The organism is Prosthecobacter sp. (assembly GCF_044222565.1).
In the GTDB taxonomy this organism is placed as follows: domain Bacteria; phylum Verrucomicrobiota; class Verrucomicrobiia; order Verrucomicrobiales; family Verrucomicrobiaceae; genus Prosthecobacter.
Window position 1 is genome coordinate 146,792 of record NZ_JBGANA010000005.1, and the last position, 19,436, is coordinate 166,227.

A 19,436-nucleotide genomic window follows, 5' to 3' on the forward strand; every position below is an offset into this window, starting at 1 on the left:
TCGTGGGTGGGCTGAGATTCGAGGCTTAATCTTCCAAGAAGGAAATCTACAACTCCGCTTCAGCACCCTCGGTTTCCTTCATGCCTCTCTTCAGCATCACCGCCAGCAGGGCGATGTCCGCCGGGTTCACGCCTTGGGCGCGGGCGGCCTGGCCGAGGGTGGCGGGGCGGAGGGCGGTGAGGCGGTGCTTGGCTTCGGTTTTGAGGCCGGGGATGGCGTGGTAGTCGAAGTCGGCGGGAATCATCTTTTCCTCCATGCGGGAGGTCTTGGCCACCATGTCTTCCTGCCGGGTGATGTAGCCGGCGTATTTGACGTCGTTTTCCACCAGGCTCCAGACCTCGGGGGTGAAGCGGGAATACAGCTCGGCGGGGAGCTGGGCAGGGGTGCTCTCCGGGCGGCGCAGCCATTTTTCCAGCGTCACATCGCCCATACGGGCCTCCTGCAGCAAGGTGCGGGCGGCGGCGATGGCGGCAATTTTTACCTCGGTATGGCGGATGCGGAAAGGGGAGACGAGACCTGCCTGAGCTGCCAGCGGGGTAAGGCGGAGGTCACAGTTGTCCTGGCGGAGGAGCAGGCGGTACTCGGCACGAGAGGTGAAGAGGCGGTAGGGCTCGGTGGTGCCCTTGGTCACAAGGTCGTCGATCATCACGGCCAGGTAGGCCTGGCTGCGCTGGAGCAGGAAAGGGGGACGGCCGGTGGCCTTAAGGGCGGCATTGGCACCCGCGATGAGACCCTGTCCGGCGGCTTCTTCGTAGCCGGAGGTGCCGTTGATCTGCCCTGCGAAGTAGAGGCCGGAGACGCGCTTGGTCTCCAGAGTGGGGTGGAGCTGGGTTGGGGGGCAATAGTCATACTCCACCGCGTAACCGGGGCGGATGATCTCGGCCTTTTCCAGGCCGGGGATCGAGCGGATAAAGTCATATTGCACCTCGAACGGCAGGGAGGTGGAGACACCGTTCACGTAGAATTCGCGGGTGTGACGACCCTCAGGTTCCAGGAAAATCTGGTGCCTCTCCTTCTCCGCAAAGCGCACCACCTTGTCCTCCACGGAGGGGCAGTAGCGGGGTCCCACCCCCTCGATCTTGCCGGAATACATGGCCGACTTGTGGATGTTGGCCCGGATGATGTCGTGAGTTTGGGGGGTGGTGTAGGTGATCCAGCAGGGAATTTGTTCCACGTGGAACGTTACAGGACCCCAGGAATTGAGGGTGAACTGGCTGGGACCGGTGCCGGGAAGGGGGGTGGCGCCTTCCATGGGATCCTCAAGTTCATCCTCCGGGAGGGTCCCGGAGAGGTAGCTGAAGCGCGGAGCTGGCTCGTCGCCGGGCTGCAGCTCGCACTTGGAGAAGTCGATACTGCGGCTGTTGAGGCGGCAGGGGGTGCCGGTTTTGAAGCGTTGGACGTCAAAGCCGAGGGTGCGGAGGCTGTCAGAAAGGGTGGAAATGCTGTCCCCCATGCGGCCCCCAGCCTGATTCTGCTGGCCCACATGGAGAAGGCCGCGCATGAAAGTGCCCGAGGAAATGACCACCGCCTTGGCCCGATAGACCATGCCGAGGCTGGTCCGCACGCCGACCACGACATCGTTCTCGACCAGGATCTCGGCAGCGTTGCCTTGATGCATGTCCAGATTGGGCTGGTTTTCGAGCAGCCACTTCATGCGGAACTGATAGGCCTTCTTGTCGCACTGGGCCCGGGGGGCTTGCACACTGGGGCCTTTGCGGGCGTTCAGCATGCGGAACTGGATGCCTGTGGCGTCCGTGTTCCGGCCCATGACACCACCGAGGGCGTCGATCTCCCGCACCACATGACCCTTGGCCAGACCCCCGATGGCGGGGTTGCAGGACATCTGGGAAATGGTGTCCAAGTTCTGAGTGAGGATGGCCGTCTGGCATCCCAGCCTTGCCGCCGCCATCGCCGCCTCCACCCCGGCATGGCCGGCTCCGCAGACAATGACGTCGTAGTGCTTGGGGAAGGTAAAGAGGCTGTTGGACATGGGGGCGATCAGGGTAGCACAGGGCACAGAATTGTTCCATGTGGAACAAAAGGGAATCGCCGGAAGCGTTTCAAACCGGCGGGGAAGGGGGGAAGGCGAGGAGACAATCTGACCATGAGATGAGGAGAAAAGGTGAATCGCGGGGGAGCTGGGAGCATGCAGCGGGGGTGGGTTCTTCCGCTTCCGCCGTCAGTGAAAGGACGTGAGGGGTGCATGGTGCCTGCGTTGGCCACCGCTTGCCGGAAATGCCTCCTGCCCAAAGTGGAGGTTTTCAGCGCCATGGACCACGGCGGACTGAGGACAGTCCGCCCTACCTGCGCTGGGTATGACACACAGTGCGGGGTTAGGGGACTAGTCTTCCAGCCTCTGCCGGGAGCGAGAAGGACTTGTGGGTAGCCGCTGGGCGACAGCGGTGGGGACCGCTGCTAGAGGTGCAGCATGCCCAAAGTGGAGGTTTTCAATGCCATGGACCACGGCGGACTGAGGACAGTCCGCCCTACCTGCGCTGGGTATGACACACAGTGTGGGGTAGGGGACTAGTCTTCCAGCCTCTGCCGTGAGCGAGAAGGACTTGTGGGTAGCCGCTGGGCGACAGCGGTGGGGACCGCCGCCAGAAGAACGACCTGCCCCTAAGTGGAGATTTGCAGCGCCATAGACTTGGGGGACTGAGGGCAGTTTTGCCCTACCTGTGCAGGGATTCCGGCACCTGCACAAGGGACCCTTTACATCCCATTCCGCGGGCTAAACACCCTGCTTGCTTCCGGCATGCATCCAGCTAGTATCGAACCCTATCACATGGCCACTGCAACCGCCCCTTCAAACGCCCTGGCAAAACACGCTGCCGACCCCATCAATCAGAAGCTTACCGCTGCCGACAAGATCGAGCTCTACCGCAAGATGGTCCGCATCCGCCGCTTCGAGCAGGTGTCCCTGCAGCACTACCAAGCTGGTCGCATGGGTGGCTTCCTTCACCTTTACATCGGCCAGGAATCCGTGGCCGTGGGCACGGTTTCCGTGATGGGTGAGAACGATCACGTCATCACCGCTTATCGCGATCATGGTCACGCACTGGCTGTGGGCATGGGCATGAACGAGTGCATGGCGGAACTCTTCGGCAAGGCCACCGGCTGCTCCCGCGGCAAGGGCGGCTCGATGCACTATTTCGCGCCGGACAAGAACTACTGGGGCGGTCACGGAATCGTCGCCGGCCAGACTCCTCTCGGCCTTGGACTCGCCTACGGCCTGAAATATCGTGGCCTCAAAGGTGCAGCCCTTTGCTTCCTCGGCGATGGTGCAGTGAACCAGGGTGCCTTCCATGAGTCTCTGAATCTCGCCGAGCTGTGGGATCTGCCCGTGATCTATGTGATCGAAAACAATGGCTACTCCATGGGAACCAGCCAGCAGCGCTCCTCCGCTTACCAGGATTTCCTGGCGAAACGGGCCGAAGGCTACGGCATGGCCTGGGAGCAGTTCAATGGTGAGGACGTCTATGAAGTCCGCGCCGGTGTGGGCAAGGCCATCGCACGCGCCCATAATGAGTCGAAGCCGAGCATCCTCGAAATCGCCACCTACCGCTGGGAAGGCCACTCCGTCGCGGACGCCAACAAGTTCAAGTACCGCACCAAGGAAGAGGTGGAGAAGTTCCAGAACGACCACGACCCGATCCAGGTTTGGAAGCGCAACCTTCTCAACGAGGGCGTGGCCACGGAAGAAGACCTGAAGAAGATCGACAAGGAAGCGCAGAAGGAAGCTGAGGACTCAGCCGAGTTTGCGAAGTCCAGTCCTTATCCCGAACCGGAAACCATCTTTGAAGATGTGTACTGGGAGGTGGACAACAAGACCGAAGCCGGCCAGACCGGGCGGCACTTCTTCAACGACTGAGAGGACAAACCTTCAGTCCGAGTTTTGGATGGGAGAGCTTTCGCTCTCCCATTTTCTTGCCCACACCTGATCCCCGCAGCGGCCGATTCAATGGTCATCTTTGGAAAGATGCCAAATGCCTCGATGCCCAAGACCCCAAGCCTCGTGTATGCCAGCAGGCCTCGATCTCCCTTTGGCTCGAGCTTGGGAAGCGCATTTGCCCTTGATACCAAACTTCTTGGTATCCTGCTCAGTTACGTTCTTTGAACAACTCACTTATCTTGCTCAAAATCAATCATTTGAATCTAGGCACCTTCACTTCGCCGCAGCGGTCGAGGTAGTGGTGTCGGCTTCGGGACTCAGAATGACCGCATGCTTTTCGTAAGTGGCCTTGGCACCGCTGAGCTGGGTCACATAGTTTAGCGCTTCGCTCAAAGGCACGTTGGAGAGAGACAGGCTCAGCTTTTTCTCTCCTAGCTCCGCGCCTTTCACGATGACATTGGGCACCACCTTCCCACCGCTGGCATTTTTGGAGAGAGACCGCAAACCTTCGATTGCCTCCGTGAGGGTGACGTCAGACATTTCGATCTTCGGCAGGATGAGCGCGGCGTACTGATTTTTCAGCGAGTCATCCTTTGGCTGATAATTGGCGCGGATGTAGGCCAGCATGTTGGCGGTCTCGGCGTGTTTTGGATTGGCCGCTGCCACGCGGGACAGAAGACGGTAGGCCGTGTCGAGGTCTCCTTTATAATAGGCGGCCCGTCCTTGCTGATACACGGCATTCAGATCTTCCGCTCCCTTTGAGATGCTCGCTGCGGACATGAACAAGGCAGTGGTGAGAAACAAAACCGCCGTCGAAACCCTGGACCCAATCAATGATGTTTTCATGGTGGTGGATGAATTTGTCTGATTTCATCAAATCGCTGAAAGAATGTCAAGACCGCGCACGCACGGCGAGGCTTGATGCCGCGCGCATCCTGCTCCATCGGTGAAGCATGCCGCCACCGAAAAAAACCGCAGCCAGCCAGATCAGTGTCTTCATGGGCAGTGATGAGGCGCGGGTGAAAGAGGCCGCGCTCATGCTGGTGCGCAGCCTCACACCACCGGATGCCGGAGACTTTAGCAACGACATCATCGACGGCACCGCTGACAATGCGGAGCACGCCGGCACCATCTGCTCCAATGTATGCATGGCGCTGCAGACGCTGCCATTCTTCGGCGGCAGCAAAGTGGTGTGGCTGAAAAACGCCAACTTCCTCGGCGACTCCGGTCCCGGCAAAGGGCAGGACGCGGTGAACGGATTTGAACGCATTCTCGACGTGGTCGAACGCGGCCTCGGTTCTGATGTGAGCTTTGTCATCAGCGCCACGGCCATCGACAAACGCCGCGGCTCCTACAAGCGCATTTCCAAAATCGCAGCGATGGAGGTCTTCGACAAACCCGACACCTCCCGCGCAGGCTGGGAGGGTCCGGTGCTCGCCATGGCCTCGCGCAAAGCAAAGGATCTGGGCATCACCTTTGAAAGCGGAGCGCTGGAACTGCTGGTGCAGATGGCCGGCGATGACACGCGGCAGATGGAGAACGAACTGGAAAAGATCGACCTCTATCTCGGAGAGCGCCGGCGTGCCGGATTGAAGACGGTGCAGCACATGGTGTCCATGAGCAGGGCAGGGGTGCTGTGGGATCTGGGCAATGCCATCGGAAAACGAGATCTGCCGCGTGCGCTGGACCTGCTGGGCACGCTGATGTACCAGGGGCAGAACGCCATCGGACTGCTGCTCGCCGCCATCGTTCCGCGGGTGCGCAGCCTGCTTCTCATCAAGGACCTCGGTTCGCGCCACCGGCTGAACAAGATGAACTACAACGGCTTCTGCTCCTCCCTTGAAGCACTGCCCTCCACGGCCACCTCGCATCTGCCGCGGAAAAAAGACGGCACCGGCTTCAATGCGTATCCCATGTTTCTCGCGCTGCCAGAAGCAGGAAACTTCACACTCGATGAACTGCACGCAGGCTTCAAAGCCTGCCTCGCTGCCAATTCAAAGCTCGTCACTTCATCGCTCGATCCCAAGCTCGTGCTCGAGCGTCTGCTCGTGGGCCTGCTGGCCCGTCAATCCCGCTGATTTTCCCATGTCCACCTCCACCATTCTTACCTGTCTCGCCATCGGTGTTATCAGCGGTGCGGTCGCCGCACTGTGCGGTGTCGGCGGCGGCGTGGTCATGGTGCCGGCGTTTGTGTTCTTCCTGAAGCTGCCTCATAAAACGGCGGTCGCCACTTCGCTGGCCATCATCATTCCCACGGCGCTGATGGCCACGACACAGAATGCTAGAAACGGCTACGTGGAATGGAAAGTGGCCGCCATCACCGCGGTGTCCGCATCCATCTTCGCCTACTTCGGAGCGAACTGGATGAAGACGCTGAGCAGTGAGACGCTCACACGAATCTTCGGCTTTGTGCTTGTCACTTTCGGCGCGCGCATGCTGCTGTATGGGAAGGCGTGAGGTTCACCACACCAGCGCATCGAGAAAGAAAGTCGCCACCATGATGAAGGCGACGACGAGGCGCAGCACCAGGCCCACGCCCGTGCCGAGCAGTGAACCCCAGGCGGATTTCGCCGCAGGCTGCAGCCGCTTTTTGGCAAAGACCAGCTCGAAGGAAATGCCACCAATCAAGGGGCCGAGCACCAGACCAAACGGCATGAAGAACATGCCCACGATGCCGCCGATGAACACACCGGCAATGCCCCAGCGGCTCGCGCCAAACCAGCGCGCGCCCATGGCACCGCTGGCAAAATCGACCACATAAGACAGCACCAGTTCGAGAGATAAAAAGACAAAACCCCAGAGGCTCATGCCGGACTCAGGACGCAGCACGGTATGAATGATGGCCGCGGCAAAGATGAGCATCGGACCGGGGAGAAACGGCACGACGGAACCGACGATGCCCACGACGAGCAGGCAGATCGTCAGCGTCCACACACCCCACATGGCCCAGGGCATGGTGGTAAAAAAATGCGTCGTCGCATCCCAGGCATGGCTGAACCACTCAGTCATCGAGCCAGAGGGTTTTGGATTCGACCGGTTTGCGCACGCTCCGCGGCCAGTTCAGTCCGGCGCGCGGCCAGCCGAGGTAAATCAGGCCCACGCAGCGATCCGCCGCACCGATCTGCAACCACTCCGCAAACTCGCGCGTGCCCAGCAGCGGAGGTGAAGACCAGTAGCAGGCCAGGCCTGCGGCCGTGGCGGATAGCTGCAGATTTTGCAGCGCACAGGCCACTGCCTCGATCTCTTCGAGTTCAGGAATTTTATCCCCACCGCGACGTTCCATCACCGCCGCGATCACCACGGCGGAGAGCAGCGGGTTCTCCCCCATCTTCTTCATCTTGTCCTCGCGGAACTCATGCGCCGGGGTCGTCTCACGATACACTCTCTGCATGGCGTCCGCGAGACGCTGACGTGCCGCTCCCTGATGAACGATGAACCTCCACGGCTCCGTCAGTCCATGCGTGGGCGCCCAGGTGGCATCTTCGAGCACTTGTGACAGCAGAGCGCGGTCCACGCCACGCGCTGCATCCATGTCCACCGGTTTGATGGAACGACGATGACGGATGAGTGCGCTGATTTGTTCGTGCGATGCGATGCCAGTCATGCGTGCGAGTCATGCGGCCTGCTGCACGCACTGTCAACTCGCTGCCACCATCCATCACCCCCGTGAAAGCCGACTGTGGGGTTGCCATTCTGGTCCCAAGAGCTAAAACACCCGCAGTACCCCGGCAAGAAGGTCGCCGGTAGAATCAGCTTTGGATTAACAACCAATCAAACACATGAGCACCATCTACGACAAAGCCAGATTGTTTTTTGACGCCTGTGACAGCGGTCAAGGCTGGCAGGTTTGTAAAGAGTACTGCCATCCAGATGCCACGTTCTCGGCGCAGGGTGCGGCGCTCGCCGACGTCAAGACCTTGGAAGGTTACACCGACTGGATGAAGGGTTTTTTCACGCCGGTACCGGACGGACGCTACGAGCTGAGATTCTTCGCAGAAGACCATGAGCGCCAGTGCGTTGCGGGTTACGGCGTCTATTACGGCACGCATACCGGACCGGGAGGACCGGTTGAGCCTACCGGCAAGACGCTGTCGGCTGAATATATGTATGCGATGCAGTTTGAAGATGGTCGCATTCGGCACATGACCAAGATTTGGAATGACATCTTCGGTCTTCAGCAGTTGGGATGGTCATAACCTTCATTCAGATGCGAAGCCCCGAGGGGCTGTTGAGCTGGGAGATGCGGCGAATGAGGCCGGTGTTCCATTCAGCGATTCGGTAATACCAAAAAACCATGACCCGCGACAAAATTCAGGAACAACTCAATGGCAAGATGTCTTGGGACGCCTCCGAATCTGAGGTGCGCGAGTGGTTGAGCGATAAGCACGGCATCATCGAGAAAGAGGCCGATGAAATGATCGCAGTTGGAATGAGGGCGAAAAAAGCCACCATCCGGAAGTCTAGTTTGATAAGAATGACGGCGGCATTGATAGCGGCATTGCCATTGGGATTTTTCACTTGGCTGGCGATGCAGTCTTCTCAAAGGCGCGCTGCCAGTGCACTCGGAACTGTCTGCGCAGGGTGCCTTATTTATGCAGCCAAAAATTTAGTGCAGATCTTGAGTGGCCGCTGTGATACCGCAATTGACTCGTAGTTCGGTCAGCACAATGCCTGCCTGCAAGATCAGCGGCAGGATCCCAGTCTGAATGCCGTTGACAGCTCTTCGGATGCCTTGTTAAAAGGACCCCGTATGGCATGCCCTGCTCCTTCTCATGGGTTCCGCATGCCGTGGCTGCTCGAATCCCGCACTACTTCTCATGCAAACTCCGCCGCCCATCCCATCCCCCCCGCCGCCACCTGTCTTCGGCACGCCGCAGCCGCCGCCCATGGCCGCCCCCACCAAGTTGGCTGACAGCGCTGCCATGCGCATGCTGCTGCCGGTGGGCCGCTCCGGATGGGCCATCGCGGCGGGTTATCTGGGACTGTTCAGCCTTGTGGTCCTGCCCGCGCCGCTGGCAGTGATCGTCTCCATCGTGGCCATCCGGGACATTCGGAAGAGCAGGACGACGGCAAATCCCAAACACGGCATGGGCCGGGCCATCTTTGGCCTGATCGTTGGGGGGCTGGGCACCGCTTTCCTGATCTCCATGCTGGTGGCGGGAGCCTTCAAATAGACCGCGTTTCGCCATCACGAAAAAAGCGGTGAGAGCGCAGCGGTCCACGTCGTTCCAGCGCCAGCAGCACTGCGCCCGCAGCTCATAGCAACATTCACTCTTTGATTTCATGCCTGTATTCTACTGCCAACATTGTGGTCAGCCGATCGATGCCGACGTGTCACTGGCAGGCATGGAGGTCGGTTGTCCAGGCTGCCGCGGCGTGGTCCAAGTTCCAGGCGCAGCGCCCGCATCCGCGCCCTCGCAGGAATATCAGCCCTACCAGCCACCTGCGATTCCTCAGGGGCAGTCCTTTCATCAGGGCCAGCAGTCATCTCTGACCGACAAAGGGCGCCTCTGGTTCCCCATCATCGGCACGGGAGTGACGTTCTTTTTCTGCCTGATGAAGAAGTTCATCGAGCCTGTTTCGAGCCTGGACGTCGCCCTCGGAAACACGGGCCTGCCAGCCGTTTTAGGCGGTGCCATCGGTTATACGCTGGCCGTGTGCATCTTCGCGGTGGTGACCGCACTTGTGATCGCGGGAATCGCTGCCGCATGCAAAAAGTCGTTTACGAGCGTGCTGGCACGCAGCTATGGCATCGGCGCGGTGCTCTTCGCTTTGCTGATGATGGCGGGGGCCATGCTGCTGCAGCGCCTCGGCTCTGCGTCACGGCCTGTGGTGCAGTCATCCCAAAGCAACGAGAGAGCACGTGAGGAGCTGAACAAGCTGGAGGACGACATGAAGAAGATGCAGGCGGGAGCAATCCCTCCCACTGCAGATGCACCACCCTCCGCGACACCCACCCCGGCGCCGGATGATGCGAGCGACATGGAAAAACTCGTGCTCATCTCACGGCAGTACTTTGAGGAAATGGCAGCCTTGCAAAAGGAATACACCGAGGAGCTCGACAAGACTGGATTCACACGCCTCCTCGATACCGCACGGGTGCAGGCGGACACCGATTTCAGCGAGACTGAGACCATCCTGGCACGCGTCCGTGTGCTGGTGAGAAAGCAGGGCGACAAAATGCGCGCCGCGCTGTCCAGCCTGCCGGAGAAGATTCGCGCCAGCACCATCAGCCTCGCGGAAAAAGAAAGCGGCGCCGTTGGCGCAGAGAAAGGCATACCGCCGGCTCTCGCCACCTTTAACGAGACTTGGAAGCTTGAGGAAAGTGTCGTGGACCAGATGGCAAACATCATGGAGCTGCTGCGGAAAAGACGCGGTCATTGGCAGGTGAGCAACGGCAAGTTCCTGTTTAACGATGACAATGACCTAAAAACCTTCAACACGGCGATGGCCGAGATACAACTCGCCGCGACACGCCAGACCGAGATTCAGCAGCAGAACCAGCAGAAGTCTGGCAAGGTCTTTGACGACATGCGGACAGCCATTCCGAAGTGATGCCGCTCCCACGACCTGCCCATGCGCCAGCCCATGGTGCGGCTGCTTGCGCGAGTTTAAAAGAGGTGGTGCGTACGCAGGACCATTCGACAGTGGACATCCCTCCTGACACCGCTTCTTTCAGCCACTCATGAGGAAACCTGCCGCGCTTCGTTTGTTCTTTGTCCTGCTCGTCATTGCAGCGGGATGGTTTGGGATTTCGCGGCTGGACTTTGATGTGGATCCGTTGAGCCTGCTCCCTCAGGAGCTGCCTGGCCTGCAGGGCACGAGGCTGCTGCGGGAGCAGAAACGCAATCTGCTCCTCATCGCGGTGCAGGCGGAAGATCCCGCGCTGGTGGAGGTCACGGCGGATGCGCTGGCCGAGCACCTGGCGGCAAAGCCGGAGTTGAGCGCGAGTGTGCGTAGCAAATCGCTGCTGCAATCGGACCCCGCGATCATCGCCGAAGTGGTGGCCTATCTCTGGCTGAACGCACCGCCGCAGGAGGTGGCCAAGCTGGCCGCATCGCTCGATCCCGCTTCCATCGATGCGCTGCTGGCAAAGTCGAAGGCAGCGGCAAGCTCTTCGCTGGATCTGCAAAACGCCACGCTCAGCGGTTATGATCCGCTGGGTCTCGCACGCGGCGCGCTGGCACTCATGAGCGGGGGAGGGGACATGAGCAGCCTCATGACGGATGAGTTCAGCAGCAGCGACGGCACCCTGCGTCTGCTGTTTGTCACACCACCGGGCCAGGCGCTGGCGGACTACCGCGGAGCCAATGCCTGGCTCACGCAGATCAAAGCCGAAGTGCGCGAAAAGTGGCTGCCGCAGCAGGGAGAGCTCAAGGGCGTGAAAATTGGCTTCACCGGTGATCCTGCGTTTCAGGCAGAGATTGCCACAGGCATGGAAGGAGACATGCGGCAGTCCATCGGCGCGGTCACATTCATCGTCGGCTTCCTCTTCTGGCTGCTGCATCGCAGCGTGAAGCCGCTCTTCTGGCTGCTGCTGGCCATCCTCTGCGCCAACATGCTCACGCTCGGAACCGCAGGTGCGATCTATGGCTCGCTCAATGTGATGTCGATGGGATTCGCGGCGATCCTCACCGGCTTGATCGAAGACTTTGGCGTCGTGGGTCTGCATGTGGCACGCGAGCATCCAGGCGAAGGTTTTGGCAGCATCTGCAGGCGTGCGTTGCCCAGTGTCACGTGGTCTGCGGTCAGCATCGCAGGCATCTTTGCCATGCTGGGGCTGAGCCAGCTGCCTGGTGTGGCCCAGCTCGGTGTCCTGTCCGCGCTCGGTGTGCTGATCGGCGCGGCGGTCATGATCTTTGGCTTTCTGCCACTGGGCATGACCACGGGAAAACTTGAGGAGCACCACGGCACCACACGCTTTGCCATGAAGATGCAGGGCGTCATGGTCGTGTGCGTTCTGGGCGCGCTCATCGCCGCCAGTGTGGTGATGGGATGGAAAGGCCTGCCCAAGATGGACTTCGGCTCCGCAGTGCTGCGGCCTGACAAGAGCGAGGCCTTTGACGTCATCGACGACATCGAGAAACGCATGCTGAACAGCAGCGCCGAACCCGGGCGCAATGTGCCGCTGATCTTCGCAGCCAAAGACAGCTCCTCTCTGCGCGAGAGCATCCTCGCCGCGGAGAAGATCCTCAAGAGTGACGAAGTCGAGGCGAACATGCTGCCGCTCGCGCTCGTGCCAGATGCAGCGGCGCAGCAGGCAAACCTCGCCCTCCTGCAATCGCTCGCCACGCGCTCGGATGCACTCAGGCAGGCCACGGATGCCGCGGGATTCACCGACGTGGCCTACGCTCTGACCGAACGAGTTTTCAAGCAATGGCAGGCGTGGGCTGCTACCAAGCCCTCGCTGCCCCTGTGGCCCAAACCCATCGTTCTCGAAAACCTCGGCGGCATCGTCTCCCAGCATGCGGAGCACGGTTTGATGGCCATCGGTTCCGTGCGCCTCACTGCGGGGCGCAGCCTGGAAAATGCGCCGGTGCTGCATGCGGTGGAAAAGATCCCCGGCGCACACCCCGCAGGCTGGGCCTTTTTGCGCACCTCCCTGGAGCCACTGCTGAAACAGGAAATCCTGCGCGTCTGCGTGCCGACCGTCGTCATCGCGTGCGTGCTGTTCTTGCTTGTGTTTCATGGCTGGCGGGAGCGGCTGTTCGCATTCTTGACCTTGGCAGCCAGCGGCTGGATCCTGCTTGGCAGCATGACGGCCTGTGGTTTGACCTGGAACCTCATGAGCGTGGGCGCAGTGCCGCTTTGTCTGGGCCTGGGGCTGGATTTCACCATTCATGTCATGCATTCCCTGCGGGAACCCGGCATGAACCGTGAGCGCATTGCCTCCCTCGGCCGCTCGCTGGCCTACTGCGGACTGAGCACCGGACTGGGATTTGGCGCCCTGGCGGCTGGCAGCAATCGCGGCCTCATCACCCTCGGCATGACCGCCATGATTGGGGTGCTCACGGTGCTCGTCACCGCCGCTTTCGCCCTGCCCTGGGTGTGGTTCCGCCGCCAGCACTGAACCCGATTTCACCCCCCGGCCGCACCCCCCTGATTTTTCGCTGGCGCACCGGCTTTGTCTGGCTACTATCCCTGACTCTCGATTAGAGATGGTGGCCGTAGTTCAACGGTAGAGCCCCAGATTGTGATTCTGGTTGTTGCGGGTTCGAGTCCCGTCGGTCACCCCACTTTTTTCATGGAGTGCTGCCGGACTTCCGGCTACAAAGGAGGCACTCATGCAAGCGCTGGAAAACGTCCTCGGTCATACCTTTCGCGATCCCGCATTGCTCCAGATCGCGCTCACGCACGGCAGTGTCGGCTATGAAAGCCAGCGCGCCCAGTCGGACAATCAACGTCTTGAGTTTCTGGGCGATGCCGTGCTGCAGCTGGCACTCTCCCATCTGCTCTTTCACCGCCTGGACCAGGCGGACGAAGGCGTGCTGACCCAGGCGCGCGCCCAGCTGGTGTCCACCAAGGCGCTTGCTCGCATCGCACGCCGGATCGGGCTCGGTGCCTACCTGCGCATGGGACGCGGGGAGGAGGCGAACGGCGGCCGGAATCGCGAATCCACACTGGCCGATGCGCTCGAAGCCGTGGCAGGCGCCATCCACCTCGACTCCGGGAGTGCAGCCGCCCATGAATTCGCCGCACGACTTTTTGCTGAAGATCTCGAAGCCCTCAGTCGCGGCCCTCTGGATGCCAATCCCAAAGGACAGCTTCAGGAACTCATTCAGGCCGTGGGCATTGAACCGCCACAGTATGAAATCGTGGGTGCCGAAGGACCGGACCACGCCAAAAACTTCATCGCCACCGTATCCTGGCAGGGTGCCCAGCTGGGACGTGGGAGCGGACGCAGCAAAAAAGATGCGGAAGTGCAGGCCGCACAGACCGCGCTCGACAATCCGGCGCTCGGTGAACTGCTGCGAACAACACGTGCACAACTCGACCAACAAAACCGCAAGCCATGAGAACAAGGGCGAACACCTCCGGTTATTCCAGTTCGCTCACATTTGCTGCCGGAACCGTCCACACCGCGAGTGCCCGTGGAACCCCTGTATTTCCAAGGCGGAACGCACTTGTTGGAGTTGTTCGCAGTACTTACGGATATGAGTTTTCAGGCAACCTAATCACTCCCAATCATAAGAGCTGGGAACAACTCGTTTTCTCCTGAGCTTCTCGTCTCCATGAACTCCTCCCAGATCCAGGAAGTTTTTGAAGCGCAGCGAAAAAATCGCTGGCACATCGCGCAAAGCACGGCGGAGCAGCGCATCGAAAAGCTGAAGAAGCTTCGCGCTGCTTTGATCTCGCACCGCAATGAAATCGTTGCGGCCATGCGGAATGATTTCGGCAAGTGTCAGGCAGAAGTGGCGCTCTCTGAGATCGCTCCGATCACGGAAGAGATCGCGTTTGTGTGCGCGCGCCTGAAGCGCTGGATGAAACCGAAACGCGTGGCCGCTCATCTCTTCACGCTCGGTTCTCGCAGCGAGATCCGTCATGAGCCCAGGGGCCAGGTGCTCATTCTTGCGCCGTGGAATTATCCCGTGCATCTGTTTTTGCTGCCACTCGTGGGCGCGATCGCTGCGGGCAATGTGGTGATGATGTCTGCCTCAGATCGTACGCCTCAGACAGAGGCTGTGCTGACCAGGCTCATCAACGAAACCTTCTCGTCCAATGAGGTCGCCGCGTTCATGGGTGGTGTGCCGACGGCGGAAGCGCTGATGGAATGCCCCTTTGATCATGTCTTCTTCACGGGCAGCCCCGCGGTGGGAAAAAAGATCATGGCCAAAGCCGCGCAACACCTGGCCACCGTCACCTTGGAGCTGGGTGGCAAATCGCCCGCAGTGCTGCATGAGACCGCCGATATTTCCAAAGCAGCTCAAGCCATCGCGTTTGGCAAATTCCTCAATGCGGGGCAGACCTGCATCTGCCCGGATCATGTGTGGGTGCCCCGTGCCTTGTGTGGCGAGTTTGTGGCCGCCATCTGCCAGCGAATTCGAGAATTTTATGGCGAGACCCCCGAGCAGCGCCGTGCCTCGCCTGACTTTGCGCGAGTAGTGGATGCCCGCGGCTGGCAGCGCATGAAGCGTCTGCTGGACACCTCCAGCACCGCAGGTGCGCAGGTGGCCATCGGCGGAGACACAGACGAGGCCTCCTGCTATGTGGCGCCCACCGTTTTGACCGAAGTCACGCCATCCATGCTCATCATGCAGGAGGAGATCTTCGGGCCGTTGCTGCCAGTGCTAGCGTATGATTCGCTGGAGGAGGTGCTCTCGTTCATTCAGTCCGGCGGCAAGCCGCTCGCGCTCTACGCCTTCGGTGGCGATGAGGCCTTCATCCAGCGCATGCTGAGCGAGACCAGCGCCGGCGGCACGGTCATCAACAACACCCTGCTGCACATCGTCAATTCGCATCTGCCTTTTGGCGGCACGGGCCAGAGCGGGCAGGGGAGCTACCATGGACATCACAGCTTCCGCACGTTTTCCCACGAGCGCGCCGTGGTGCATCAGGGCGGCCTGATCGCATCGCTCGTGTCCCTGCCGCATCCGCCTTATTCGAAGATGAAAGCCATGGAAAAAATCGTGTTGAAACAGAAGACCGGGCTGGGGCCTGAGTGACGGGCATGGCGGACAAAGGTGGCAGACACCTTTATTTCGCCTGCAGCGGCCAAAACACCGGCACCATGGCCAGAATGACGAGGAGCATCGCCACCGTCAGGCCGCCGCCCACTTTGATAAAGTCCGCAAAGCGGTATTTACCTGGGCCATAGACGAGAATGCAGCTGGGCTCAAACGGTGTGAGCGTGGAGGCGGAGGCGCTGAGCATGACGCCGATGGCAAAGGCGCGCGGATCTGCGCCCATTGTTTCAGCGGCCTGCAGCGCCACAGGCAGGACGACGAGCGCCGCTGCTGCATTGGACATCGGCTGCGTCAGCAGGATCGTCAGCAGGCAGAAGCCGGTGAAGACGGCAAACACACCCATGGGCTGAAGCCAGCCGGTGATAAATTGCGCGATCATGAGTGAAGCTCCGGACGTTTTCATCGCTTCGCCAAATGCCATCATGCCGCCGATCAGGATGAGCAGGCGCCAGTCGATGTTCGCGTAAGCGTTCTCCAGCTTGATGCAGCGCGTCATTACCGCCATGATGGCCACCATCACAAACACGGCCGTATCGGGGATCCAGTCAAAGCTGCTTGCGATCACGGCGAGGACAAAGGCGCCCAGCAGCCTGAGGCCGCGTTTGCGCGTCTCGTCGCTGAACTGATGCTGCGTGATGACGATCATGTCATTGCCTTCCTCGAAGGCACGGAAGCGGTCGCTCGGCCCCTGCAGCAGAAGCACATCGCCCGCCCGCAGCTTTTCATCCGCCATGTGGTGCATCAGCGCACGGTCCCCGCGCATGAGAGCGAGCACGGAGAGGCCGGTGCGCTGGCGGAAATTGTTTTCACGCAGGGAGCGGCCCACAAAGCCGGAGCGCGGCGTGAGAACGACCTCGGCCACCTGCGCGTCACGCATATCGATGCCCGAGGAGCGCAGCGTGACGTCTTCGAGAATGTCGAGACCTTCGATCTTCTTCACGCGGATCAGATTTTCCACCTTTCCAGACACTAGGACGACATCTCCTTCTTCGAATCGGAGGTTGGGTCCGGCATCCAGAGGATGGTCGGCGCGGCGGATCTTCAGCACCTGAAAGTCCATCGCGGAAAAGTCTGAATCAAATGCAGCCTGACCGATGAGCGGAGAGCCAGGGAGCACCACGACTTCGGCCAGGTAGTCGCGCATGGAGTCCCCGCTGATGGCCGCCGCTTTGTCGCGCTCCGGCACCATGCGGCTGCCGATGAAGACCATGTAGAGAATGCCCGTCAGCGTGAGGACGAGGCCAATGCCGGTAAACTCAAACATGCGCAGCGGCTCCAGGCCCAGCTTGGAGATGGCCCCGCTGACAGCGACGTTCGTGGAGGTGCCGATGAGCGTACAGGTGCCGCCCATCAGGGAGGCAAAGGCCAGCGGCATGAGCAGGCGCGAGGGCGGGATGCGCAGCTTGCGGGCGAGTCCCATCACCGGACCTACAAACACGGCCGTGACGGTGGTGTTGTTCATGAAGGCGGAGACGCCGGCCACCACGGCCATCATGAAGCCCATGAGCCGCTTGGGATGGGTGCCGAAGGTCTGCGCCAGCACCCCGCCCATCATGTCAAGCACGCCAGTCTCGCGCAACGCGGCACCGATGACAAAAATGGCCGCCAGCAGAATGATCACTCTGTCTCCAAATCCTGCAAAGGCGCGGTCGGCCTTCAAAATGCCGCACATGACCAGCACGCACAGCAGGGATAGAGTGACGATGTCCACGGAGATTTTCTCCGTGGCAAAGGCGATGACTGCTAAGACGAGCAGTCCTATGACGATCCAGGCTTCCATTCGTCCGCACCATTGGCGCAGAGAAATACACTGCTCAAGGAGCAAGCCGCTTAAACCGCACCCGCATGTCGATTTTGTGGAAGCAATCATCACCTGCGGGCGTTACTTCGCGCCCACCGTCATGCGCACTGTACTCACTGTCCTTGTCACTCTCTCCTTCAGCCTTCAGGCACTTGCGGCTCCGCGCGCGGAGCACGTTTTCATCATCAGCATCGATGGCGGCAAGCCGGCGGTGATCGCGGAAAGTGAAGCGCCGACGCTGAAAAAAATCGCTGCTGAAGGCGCGGTGACGTGGCAGGCCAGCACGATTTTCCCTTCGATCACGCTTCCGTCCCACACCTCCATGCTCACAGGAGTCGGACCGGACAAGCACCAGATTTTGTGGAACGCTTTCACACCAGTGAAGGGCTTTGTGAAGGTGCCCACGGTCTTCTCGCTGCTCAAGGCTGCCGACCCCTCGGCGGTGGACGGCATGTTTGTCGGCAAGGTGAAGTTTCGCCACCTCTGGCTGAAGGATTCCCTGGACGTGTTTGACTTTGGCGGTCCGCAGACTGACGCCCCCGTGGCTGGATCTCAGGAAATCGAGAAAGACAAAAAGCCCTCCCAAACCGTGGCCAAACAGGCTGCGCCATGGATCAAGGAAAAGAAGCCGCGCCTAGCCTTCATTCATTTCCCGGACGTGGACACCGCCGGCCACAAGGACGGCTGGGGCTCCCCTCAGCAGAAAGAAGCACTCAAAGTCACTGACCAGGCCCTGTGGCAGGTGTGGCAGGCCATCAAGGACGCGGGCATCGCGGACACCAGCGTCATGATCATCAGCGCCGACCACGGCGGGCACGACAAAACGCACGGCCTGAACATTCCGGACGACATGATCATCCCTTGGGTGGTCTGGGGCAAAGGCGTGAAGAAGAACTACACCATCAGCGCCCCCGTCACTACCTACGACACCGCCGCCACCGCATTGTGGCTGCTTGATCTGCCGGTGCCCGTCGAGTTTGACGGCAAGCCAGTGACCAGCGCGTTTGAGTGAGCTGAGTGCTCAGGCCCCCGGGCGCTTCAGGCGCAGGATCTTGATGGCTGAGAAGATGATCACGCCGCAGAGCACCAGGCGGATGCTGCCGAAGAGCATGCCTTTGGCGATCTTCTCGTCGCTCTGCCGCTCCGCGAGCTCAGGGACCACATTGATCAGGAAATCTCCAATGTGGATCATGGCCAAGACGCTCGCGACGATCAGCAAAGGGCAGGCGATGCGCAGGGCCTTGGAGCCTCCCACCAGATAACCGCCGCCCGCAAAAACCGCGGCGCCGAGGAAGCAGACGGCCATGTCCGGCTTGCCAGCCCCGATTCTCAGCAGGACGGGCAGCAGCACGGAGGCCGCGTAAAGGTACCAGAGCGTCATCAGGATGGACGGCAGCAGGATCCAGTTCTGCCACTTCTCCAGTTCCGCCTGCCAGAGCTTCTTTTCATTGGCATCAGCCATTTGCTTCTTGCATGCGGCGATCTGCTCCTCCGTCAGCACCTTGCCCTTCTTGCGGTGGCTCCAGCACGAGGTGCAGAAGTCGTCTTGAAAGATCGCGAGGATTCCGCACTGCGCGCACTTTTGCCGTGAAGTCATGGGCCTTTTTCCAAGGTAATTTACCGAGAGTCAAGCCATGGTCCATGCCAGAGGGAGAAAACAGCGGCATTTTCCATCTCCGCTGCTTTCCCCCCTTGCCATCCAGCGTCTCACTTCATACTCTCGCGCCCACTATGAGCGAAAAATCACCTGTGAACTGGGAGCAGCTGGAGGCGAAGCCGGAATTCCGTGCGCTGATGAAGCGAAAAAAAGCCTTCATCGTTCCCGCGACGATCTTCTTCCTGATCTACTACCTCGCGCTGCCCATCCTCGTCGGCTACTGGCCCGACCTCATGAAGCAAAAGGTGTGGGGAGAGGTGAACATCGCCTACGTCTTCGCGCTCTCGCAGTTCTTCATGGCCTGGATCATGGCCTTCATCTACGTGCGTGTTGCGGCCAAGTGGGACAAAGCCGCCGCTGAAGTGATCCACGGTCATCATTAAGAAAGAGCCATGGCTTGCT

The 19,436-nt window shown here is 60.3% G+C and carries 18 protein-coding genes and 1 tRNA gene; 13 read left to right on the forward strand and 6 right to left on the reverse strand.

The window, feature by feature from the left end; all coding sequences use genetic code 11:
- Window positions 1-46: 46 nt before the first annotated feature.
- A complete protein-coding gene (locus tag ACILSR_RS09235) occupies window positions 47-1,990 on the reverse strand; it encodes a tRNA uridine-5-carboxymethylaminomethyl modification enzyme MnmG/GidA (protein WP_395749470.1) in 1,944 nt (647 codons plus the stop codon).
- 765 nt (window positions 1,991-2,755) lie between these two features.
- On the opposite strand from ACILSR_RS09235, the gene pdhA reads away from it, so the two are divergent.
- The gene (pdhA, locus tag ACILSR_RS09240; RefSeq protein WP_395749471.1) at window positions 2,756-3,871 is read left to right on the forward strand and encodes a pyruvate dehydrogenase (acetyl-transferring) E1 component subunit alpha; all 1,116 of its coding nucleotides are present in this window, start codon (window positions 2,756-2,758) and stop codon (window positions 3,869-3,871) included.
- A 294-nt stretch (window positions 3,872-4,165) separates the two neighbouring features.
- Here the strand turns inward: pdhA and ACILSR_RS09245 are convergent, their stop codons facing one another.
- Window positions 4,166-4,738, reverse strand: a complete 573-nt coding sequence (locus ACILSR_RS09245) for a tetratricopeptide repeat protein (RefSeq protein ID WP_395749472.1) — start codon at window positions 4,736-4,738, stop codon at window positions 4,166-4,168.
- Window positions 4,739-4,845: 107 nt separating this feature from the next.
- On the opposite strand from ACILSR_RS09245, the gene holA reads away from it, so the two are divergent.
- Both holA and ACILSR_RS09255 read left to right on the forward strand, forming a co-directional pair.
- On the forward strand, window positions 4,846-5,970 hold the full coding sequence (holA, locus tag ACILSR_RS09250; protein WP_395749473.1) for a DNA polymerase III subunit delta: 1,125 nt from the start codon (window positions 4,846-4,848) through the stop codon (window positions 5,968-5,970).
- Window positions 5,971-5,977: 7 nt separating this feature from the next.
- Entirely contained in the window at window positions 5,978-6,349 is a 372-nt protein-coding gene (locus ACILSR_RS09255; RefSeq protein WP_395738140.1) for a TSUP family transporter, read from the forward strand.
- Window positions 6,350-6,352: 3 nt separating this feature from the next.
- On the opposite strand, the gene ACILSR_RS09260 is transcribed toward ACILSR_RS09255, so the two are convergent.
- Both ACILSR_RS09260 and ACILSR_RS09265 read right to left on the reverse strand, forming a co-directional pair.
- Window positions 6,353-6,901 (reverse strand): DUF456 domain-containing protein, encoded by a 549-nt coding sequence (locus ACILSR_RS09260; RefSeq protein ID WP_395749474.1) that lies wholly within the window; start codon window positions 6,899-6,901, stop codon window positions 6,353-6,355.
- Window positions 6,894-7,496, reverse strand: a complete 603-nt coding sequence (locus tag ACILSR_RS09265; protein WP_395749475.1) for a nitroreductase — start codon at window positions 7,494-7,496, stop codon at window positions 6,894-6,896. The genes ACILSR_RS09260 and ACILSR_RS09265 overlap by 8 nt, the downstream gene beginning before the upstream one ends.
- A 175-nt stretch (window positions 7,497-7,671) precedes the next feature.
- Here ACILSR_RS09265 and ACILSR_RS09270 point away from each other — a divergent pair, with 175 nt between their 5' ends.
- The 8 genes from ACILSR_RS09270 to ACILSR_RS09305 all read left to right on the forward strand — a co-directional run bounded on the left by ACILSR_RS09270 (window position 7,672) and on the right by ACILSR_RS09305 (window position 15,555).
- On the forward strand, window positions 7,672-8,088 hold the full coding sequence (locus ACILSR_RS09270) for an ester cyclase (RefSeq protein ID WP_395749476.1): 417 nt from the start codon (window positions 7,672-7,674) through the stop codon (window positions 8,086-8,088).
- 98 nt (window positions 8,089-8,186) lie between these two features.
- Window positions 8,187-8,546, forward strand: coding sequence for a hypothetical protein (locus tag ACILSR_RS09275; RefSeq protein WP_395749477.1), 360 nt, complete (start codon window positions 8,187-8,189; stop codon window positions 8,544-8,546).
- A 163-nt stretch (window positions 8,547-8,709) separates the two neighbouring features.
- Complete coding sequence (locus ACILSR_RS09280) at window positions 8,710-9,066, forward strand: DUF4190 domain-containing protein (RefSeq protein ID WP_395749478.1); 357 nt, start codon at window positions 8,710-8,712, stop codon at window positions 9,064-9,066.
- Window positions 9,067-9,175: 109 nt separating this feature from the next.
- Entirely contained in the window at window positions 9,176-10,447 is a 1,272-nt protein-coding gene (locus ACILSR_RS09285; protein ID WP_395749479.1) for a hypothetical protein, read from the forward strand.
- Between the two features lie 130 nt (window positions 10,448-10,577).
- Window positions 10,578-12,962 carry an MMPL family transporter gene (locus tag ACILSR_RS09290; protein WP_395749480.1) on the forward strand — a complete coding sequence of 795 codons (2,385 nt, stop codon included), beginning with the start codon at window positions 10,578-10,580 and terminating at the stop codon, window positions 12,960-12,962.
- A gap of 91 nt (window positions 12,963-13,053) precedes the next feature.
- Window positions 13,054-13,128 (forward strand) — tRNA-His (locus ACILSR_RS09295).
- A gap of 48 nt (window positions 13,129-13,176) precedes the next feature.
- Entirely contained in the window at window positions 13,177-13,908 is a 732-nt protein-coding gene (rnc, locus tag ACILSR_RS09300; RefSeq protein WP_395749481.1) for a ribonuclease III, read from the forward strand.
- Window positions 13,909-14,124: 216 nt separating this feature from the next.
- Window positions 14,125-15,555, forward strand: coding sequence for an aldehyde dehydrogenase family protein (locus ACILSR_RS09305; RefSeq protein WP_395749482.1), 1,431 nt, complete (start codon window positions 14,125-14,127; stop codon window positions 15,553-15,555).
- A 31-nt stretch (window positions 15,556-15,586) separates the two neighbouring features.
- Here ACILSR_RS09305 and ACILSR_RS09310 read toward each other — a convergent pair whose 3' ends face one another.
- The gene (locus ACILSR_RS09310; RefSeq protein ID WP_395749483.1) at window positions 15,587-17,356 is read right to left on the reverse strand and encodes an SLC13 family permease; all 1,770 of its coding nucleotides are present in this window, start codon (window positions 17,354-17,356) and stop codon (window positions 15,587-15,589) included.
- A gap of 121 nt (window positions 17,357-17,477) precedes the next feature.
- Here ACILSR_RS09310 and ACILSR_RS09315 point away from each other — a divergent pair, with 121 nt between their 5' ends.
- The gene (locus ACILSR_RS09315) at window positions 17,478-18,389 is read left to right on the forward strand and encodes an alkaline phosphatase family protein (protein WP_395749484.1); all 912 of its coding nucleotides are present in this window, start codon (window positions 17,478-17,480) and stop codon (window positions 18,387-18,389) included.
- 9 nt (window positions 18,390-18,398) lie between these two features.
- Here the strand turns inward: ACILSR_RS09315 and ACILSR_RS09320 are convergent, their stop codons facing one another.
- The gene (locus ACILSR_RS09320) at window positions 18,399-18,974 is read right to left on the reverse strand and encodes a hypothetical protein (RefSeq protein WP_395749485.1); all 576 of its coding nucleotides are present in this window, start codon (window positions 18,972-18,974) and stop codon (window positions 18,399-18,401) included.
- A 134-nt stretch (window positions 18,975-19,108) separates the two neighbouring features.
- On the opposite strand from ACILSR_RS09320, the gene ACILSR_RS09325 reads away from it, so the two are divergent.
- Entirely contained in the window at window positions 19,109-19,417 is a 309-nt protein-coding gene (locus tag ACILSR_RS09325; protein WP_395749486.1) for a DUF485 domain-containing protein, read from the forward strand.
- Window positions 19,418-19,436: the final 19 nt, after the last annotated feature.